The sequence below is a fragment of the Geomonas sp. genome, assembly GCF_056994735.1.
Genome location: NZ_JBXKJL010000343.1, coordinates 1 through 6,506 on the forward strand (window position 1 = coordinate 1; position 6,506 = coordinate 6,506).

Consider the following 6,506-nt stretch of genomic DNA (forward strand, 5'->3'; position numbering starts at 1 on the left):
GTCGCCTTCGGGAACATCTTCGCCGGGCTCCCGATGGACCGGGAAGGGTATCACGGCTCGCTCGCCTATCTTCTCAACCCGTACGGCCTCACCAGCGGGATACTCTTCGTGCTGATGTTCCTCCTGCACGGCGCCCTGTACCTCGCGGTCAAGACCCGCGGCACGCTGAGCGCCGCGGCCGAGAAGGCGGCCCGCACCCTCTGGGTCCCGCTGGCTGTGGTCGCGGTCGGCTTCCTGGTCTTCACCAACTTCGCTACCAGGCTCTACGACAATTACCTCGACGCCCCGGCACTTGTCGCGGTGCCCGCCCTGGCCGTGGGGGCCCTGCTGGCCGCGGGCTTCTTCCTGGCCAACCGTCGACCCCTCAGGGCCTTCGCCGCCTCCTGCGTCACCATCGTCGGGGTCGTCGCCACCGGAGTCGTCGGGCTCTTCCCGAACCTGATCCCGTCCTCGCTCGATCCGGCCTTCAGCCTCTCCATCTACAACAGCTCATCCTCTCACTACACTCTGGGGATCATGACGCTGGCCGCTTTCATTTTTGTACCGATCGTGATAGTGTACAAAATCTGGGTGTACCGGGTCTTCAGGGAGAGGGTCAGCTCCGAAGCCGTGCTGGCCGATCACGAGGCGTACTGAAAAGCTCCTTCCTCCCACCCCGCCCCCTTTCACCGCATCCCAAATCAACCCCCTCCCTCCCCGGGAGGGGGAGCTTCAAAGCCCCGTACAGGATTCAAGTTGACAAGATTGCGCCCCCTTTGTTATTTTACGCATTTGTTGCACGCTGGAAGGCATGTGCCGACCGGCAAGGCCCTCTCGGGTTGCAGCTTACCACCGGATGCCCCTTGAAATACCCGCACCTGTTTTCCCGCCTGATATCATGCACGAGGCATTGCGGCAGCCGGCCTGCCATATAAAGTGAACTTAAAGAGAGGACTACGATGCAGACAAATGTTGAATCCCTAAGCAGCATAAAGAAGAAGATAAACTTCACTATCCCGGCGGAGCGCGTATCGGCCGAGGTCGATAAGGCTTATGCAGAGATAAGGAAGCATGCCGCCATCAAGGGGTTCCGCAAGGGTAAGGTCCCGATGGGGCTGATCGAGAAGCACTACGGCGATAAGATGGCCGAGGACGTGGTAAAGACCCTGGTCGGCGACACCTACTTCAAGGCCCTGGGCGAGCTGGGGCTGGACCCGGTCAATTACCCGATGATCGAAAGCGACGCCCTCAAGGTCGGGGAGGAGTTCAAGTACTCCGCTACCGTCGAGGTTTTCCCCGAGGTGCAGTTGAACGAGTACCTGGGCCTCGAGCTTGAGAAGGAGGCGCTGGCGCTCGACGAGGAGGCAGCTGTCTCCGGCCGCCTGAAGGAACTGCAGGAGAACATGGCCCAGCTGGCTCCGGCCCCCGAGGGGCATGCGGCCGCCATGGGCGATTTTGTCACCTTCGATTTCAAGGGCTCCATCGACGGCGTTCCCTTCGAGGGGGGCGAGGCCCAGGACTTCCAGCTCGAGCTCGGAAGCGGGCGCTTCATCCCCGGCTTCGAGGAGCAGGTGGTCGGCATGACCTCGGGCTCCGAAGGGACCATCACCGTGACCTTCCCGGAGAACTACGGCAATGCCGAGCTGGCAGGCAAGCCGGCCCAGTTCGAACTGAAGATCAAGGAGATCAAGGCCAAGGAGCTTCCCGAGCTGAACGACGACTTCGCCAAGGAGTTCGGCGAGTTCGAGACCCTGGACGAGCTGAAGCAGAAGCTGGCCGAGGTCCACAGGTCCCAGGAGGAGCAGCGCGTCAACAACGAGGTGCGCGAGCGCATGATGAAGGTCCTGGTCGAGAAGAACGACCTCGAGGTCCCGGAAGTCATGGTCGATCGCCAGGTCCAGATGCTTCTCGAGAACACCAAGCAGAACCTGGCCGCCCAGAGGCTGACCATCGAGATGATGGGGCTCACCGAGGAGGCCTACAAGGTCCAATTCAGGGGCGTTGCGGCCGACCAGGTAAAAGGCTCTTTAATTCTTGACGCAGTTGCCGAAAAGGAGAAGATCGAGGTCAGCGACGAGGAGATCGCCCGCCGCATCGCCATGATCGCCGCGGCCAGAAGGCAGGACGTCGAGAAGGTGGCGGCCCAGTACCAGAACAAGCAGTCCAGGGAGAGCATGATTGCCCAGCTCCGCGAGGAGAAGGCGATGGACTTCGTGCTGGAAAAGGCCAAGGTTTCCGAAGTTCCGAAGGATCAAATCAAACAATAGCAGCAACTAGGAGTCTACATGCTTGTACCGATAGTAGTGGAGCAGACCGGCCGGGGGGAGAGGTCCTACGACATCTACTCGCGCCTTCTGAAGGACCGGATCATCTTCCTCGGCGGCGCCATCGACGATAACGTCGCCAACCTGGTGATAGCTCAACTCCTCTTCCTCGAAGCCGAGGATCCGGACAAGGACATCCATCTGTACATCAACTCCCCCGGCGGTGTGGTCACCGCCGGGATGGCGATCTACGACACCATGCGCTACATCAAGGCACCGGTCTCAACCATCTGCATCGGGCAGGCTGCCTCCATGGGCGCCTTCCTTCTGTCCGGTGGCGAGAAGGGGAAACGCTTCTCCCTGACCAACGCCCGCATCATGATCCACCAGCCCATCGGCGGCTTCCAGGGGCAGGCGACCGACATCCACATCCATGCCAAGGAGATCCTGCGCATGAAGGAGCAGCTGAACGAGCTCCTCGCCGAGCACACAGGCCAGAGCGTGGAGAAGATCTCCGCAGACACCGAGCGCGACTACTTTATGTCCGGGGAAGAAGCCAAGAGCTATGGTATCATTGATGCTATAGTCTCCAGAAACGTCATCACGGGAGGTGCCAAGTGAGCAGAAGAGACGACCGTTCTGATACCCTGATCTGCTCTTTCTGCGGAAAGAGCCAGGAGGAAGTTAAGAAGCTGATTGCGGGGCCGACGGTCTACATCTGCGACGAGTGCATCGAACTTTGCAACGACATCATCGCCGAGGAGTCGAAGCTGGAGGATGCGTCGGGTACGGACGTGAGGAAGCTTCCCAAGCCGCAGGAGATCAAGGAAGTCCTCGACGAGTACGTGATCGGGCAGAGCCGGGCCAAGAAGGTGCTGGCGGTGGCGGTGTACAACCACTACAAGCGCGTCGAGGCCATGACCAAGCCGGGCGACGTCGAGATGCAGAAGTCCAACATCCTCCTTCTCGGCCCGACCGGTTCCGGCAAGACCCTGCTGGCCCAGACCCTGGCCCGTATCCTCAAGGTGCCGTTCGCCATGGCCGACGCCACCAACCTCACCGAGGCAGGCTACGTGGGCGAGGACGTGGAGAACATCATCCTGACCCTGCTGCAGGCCGCCGACTACGATGTGGAGAAGGCCCAGAAGGGGATCATCTACATCGACGAGATCGACAAGATCGCCAGGAAGTCCGATTCGCCCTCCATCACCCGCGATGTCTCGGGCGAGGGTGTGCAGCAGGCGCTCTTGAAGATCATCGAGGGGACCGTGGCCAGCGTGCCGCCCAAGGGGGGGAGGAAGCACCCGCAGCAGGAGTTCCTCAAGGTCGACACCACCAACATCCTCTTCATCTGCGGCGGCGCCTTCCCGGGGCTGGACAACATCATCCAGCAGAGGATCGGCATCAAGACCCTCGGCTTCGGCGCGGACGTGAAGAAGAAGGTCGAGAAGAAGGCGGGCGAGCTTTTAGCCGGCGTGACTCCTGAGGACCTCCTGAAGTTCGGCTTCATCCCCGAGTTCGTGGGACGTCTCCCCATGCTGGCCTCGCTGGCCGAGCTGGACGAGGAGGCCATGGTCCAGATCCTCAAGGAGCCGAAGAACGCGCTGATCAAGCAGTACCAGAAGCTCTTCGAGATGGAGCACGTGAAGCTGAAATTCACCGACGGCTCCCTGATCGCCATCGCCCGCGAGGCGCTGAAGAGGAAGACCGGGGCCCGCGGCCTGCGCTCCATCCTCGAGAACGCCATGCTGGACATCATGTACGAGGTCCCCTCCCAGAGCATGGTCAAGGAGGTCGTGATCAGCGAAGAGGTGATCTACAGCAAGGAAAAGCCCATCGTAGTGTACGAGAACGTGGCGGAATCCGCCTGAGTTACGGGAGCATAATGAGCACCGAGGAAATCAGCATCAAGGTCGGCAGAAGCAAAAAGAGAGGGAATCCGGAAAGATTCCCTCTCTTTCCGTTACGGGACATCGTCATCTTCCCCCACATGGTGGTTCCCCTCTTTGTGGGCCGGGAAAAATCGGTGCTGGCGCTGGAAGCCGCCATGGCGGAAAGCGACAAGCTGATCCTCCTGGCCACCCAGAAGAATGCCAAGACCGAGGACCCCGGCACCGACGACATCTACACGGTCGGCACGCTTTGCCACATCATCCAGCTCCTCAAGCTCCCCGACGGGACGGTGAAGGTGCTGGTGGAGGGGAAACGCCGCGGCTCGATCGTGGGCTTCCGCGAGAACAGTTCCTACTTCGAGGTCGACGTGGAGAACCTCGCGGAGACCGCGGTCAAGGCGACCGAGGTGGAGGCCCTCAAGCGCGGCGTGGTGGCCAGCTTCGAGAGCTACCAGGGGCTGAACAGCTCCATTCCGGCCGAGGTGCTGCAGCAGGTCTCCGCCATCTCCGATCCTTCCCGCCTGGCCGACACGGTGGCTCCCCACCTGAACCTCAAGATCTCCCAGAAGCAGGAACTCCTGGCGCTCTCCTCCCCGGTGAAGCGCATGGAGCGGCTCTTGGCCCTGATGGGCGCCGAGATCGAGATCCTGCAGATCGAGAAGAAGATCCAGGCACGGGTCAAGAAGCAGATGGAGAAGACCCAGAAGGATTACTACCTGAACGAGCAGATCCGGGCTATCCAGAAGGAACTGGGAGGCAAGGACGAGTTCAAGCAGGAACTGCAGGCCCTGGAGGCCAAGGCCGCCAAGATGAACCTCTCGGTGGAAGCCCGGGAGAAGGTGCAGTCCGAGCTCAAGAAGCTGAAGTTCATGTCGCCCATGTCCTCAGAGGCGGCGGTGGTCAGGAACTACGTCGACTGGCTCCTGTCGCTTCCCTGGGGACTCTTCACCGACGAGAAAAGCGATATCGCGGGGGCCCGCGCCTGCCTCGATGCCGATCATTACGGCCTGGAGAAGGTCAAGCTCAGGATCCTGGAGTACCTGGCGGTGAATTCGCTGGTGCCGGGAATGAAGGGGCCGATCCTCTGCCTGGTCGGCCCTCCGGGGGTCGGCAAGACCTCGCTGGCCCGTTCGGTGGCCAAGGCCACCGGCCGCGAGTTCGTCAAGATTTCGCTGGGCGGGGTGCGGGACGAGGCCGAGATCAGGGGGCACCGGCGCACTTACGTGGGGGCCATGCCCGGGAAGATCATCCAGTCGCTCAAGAAGTGCGGCTCCTCCAATCCGGTCTTCCTGCTGGACGAGATCGACAAGATGACCTCCGACTTCCGCGGCGATCCGGCCTCGGCACTGCTGGAGGTGCTCGACCCCGAGCAGAATTTCTCCTTCAACGACCACTTCCTGGACCTCGATTACGACCTCTCCAGGGTCATGTTCATCACCACCGCCAACTCCAGCCATTCCATCCCGCGGCCGCTTCTGGACCGCATGGAGCTGGTGAGGCTGGAGGGTTACACCGAGCACGAGAAGCTGGCCATCGCCAGGGAGTACCTGGTGCCCAAGCAGGGGAGCAACAACGGCCTGGCGGGGAAGGGCGTCACCCTCTCGGAGGCGGCGCTTTTGGAGATCGTCCGCCGCTACACCAGGGAGGCGGGTGTCCGCAACCTGGAGCGGGAGATCGGCTCGATCTGCCGCAAGATCGCCTTCTCGCTGGTGGAGGGAGGGAAGCTCCGCCGCACGGTGCAGCCCAAGCAGGTGGCGGGGTATCTCGGTCCGCCGCGATTCAAGTACGGTGAGGCCGGGCGTGAAGACGCAGTCGGTCTGGTCACGGGTCTTGCCTGGACCGAGGTCGGCGGCGAGCTCCTGAACATCGAAGTGGTGACCCTGCCGGGGAAGGGGAAGCTGACCGTGACCGGCAAGCTGGGCGAGGTCATGCAGGAGTCGGCGCAGGCGGCCATGACCTACGTGCGTTCGCGCGGGGAGCTTCTGGGCTTCGCCAAGGACTTCTACCAGCACCTCGACATCCATATTCACGTCCCCGAAGGGGCCATCCCCAAGGACGGCCCCTCTGCGGGCATCACCATGGCCTGTGCGCTCACCTCCGCCCTGACCAGGCGGCCGGTGCGGCGGGATATCGCCATGACCGGCGAGGTCACCCTGCGGGGGACGGTCCTTCCCATAGGCGGACTGAAGGAAAAACTGCTCGCTGCCGGAAGGGGGGGGATCCGCACCGTCCTCATCCCGAAAGAGAACGAGAAGGATCTGGCCGAGGTGCCGAAGGAGATCACTTCGGGCCTCACGGTGCATGCCGTTTCCCACATGGACGAGGTGCTCGGCTACGCGCTCCTTGCCGAGGTGCCGCTGGCTGCCGGGGC

The 6,506-nt window shown here is 62.0% G+C and carries 5 protein-coding genes; all 5 read left to right on the forward strand.

Going from position 1 to position 6,506, the window contains the following annotated elements; all coding sequences use genetic code 11:
* Positions 1-636 (forward strand): cytochrome d ubiquinol oxidase subunit II (locus tag AC11W3_RS14880; protein WP_484093252.1); only part of this gene is annotated, 636 nt, incomplete at its 5' end.
* Positions 637-938: 302 nt separating this feature from the next.
* Positions 939-2,246 (forward strand): trigger factor, encoded by a 1,308-nt coding sequence (gene tig / locus AC11W3_RS14885; RefSeq protein WP_484090786.1) that lies wholly within the window; start codon positions 939-941, stop codon positions 2,244-2,246.
* 18 nt (positions 2,247-2,264) lie between these two features.
* The gene (clpP, locus tag AC11W3_RS14890; RefSeq protein WP_484090787.1) at positions 2,265-2,864 is read left to right on the forward strand and encodes an ATP-dependent Clp endopeptidase proteolytic subunit ClpP; all 600 of its coding nucleotides are present in this window, start codon (positions 2,265-2,267) and stop codon (positions 2,862-2,864) included.
* Positions 2,861-4,114 carry an ATP-dependent Clp protease ATP-binding subunit ClpX gene (gene clpX / locus AC11W3_RS14895; protein WP_484090788.1) on the forward strand — a complete coding sequence of 418 codons (1,254 nt, stop codon included), beginning with the start codon at positions 2,861-2,863 and terminating at the stop codon, positions 4,112-4,114. Before clpP ends, clpX begins: the two co-directional genes overlap by 4 nt.
* Positions 4,115-4,128: 14 nt before the next feature.
* Positions 4,129-6,506, forward strand: a 2,378-nt coding sequence (gene lon, locus AC11W3_RS14900) for an endopeptidase La (protein ID WP_484093253.1), incomplete at its 3' end; no start/stop codon positions are given.

What these genes read in the sequence shown, in the direction of transcription:
- tig (WP_484090786.1), top strand. Translation starts at nt 939, where the DNA reads ATGCAGACAAATGTTGAATCCCTAAGCAGCATAAAGAAGAAGATAAAC.
- clpP (WP_484090787.1), top strand. Translation starts at nt 2,265, where the DNA reads ATGCTTGTACCGATAGTAGTGGAGCAGACCGGCCGGGGGGAGAGGTCC.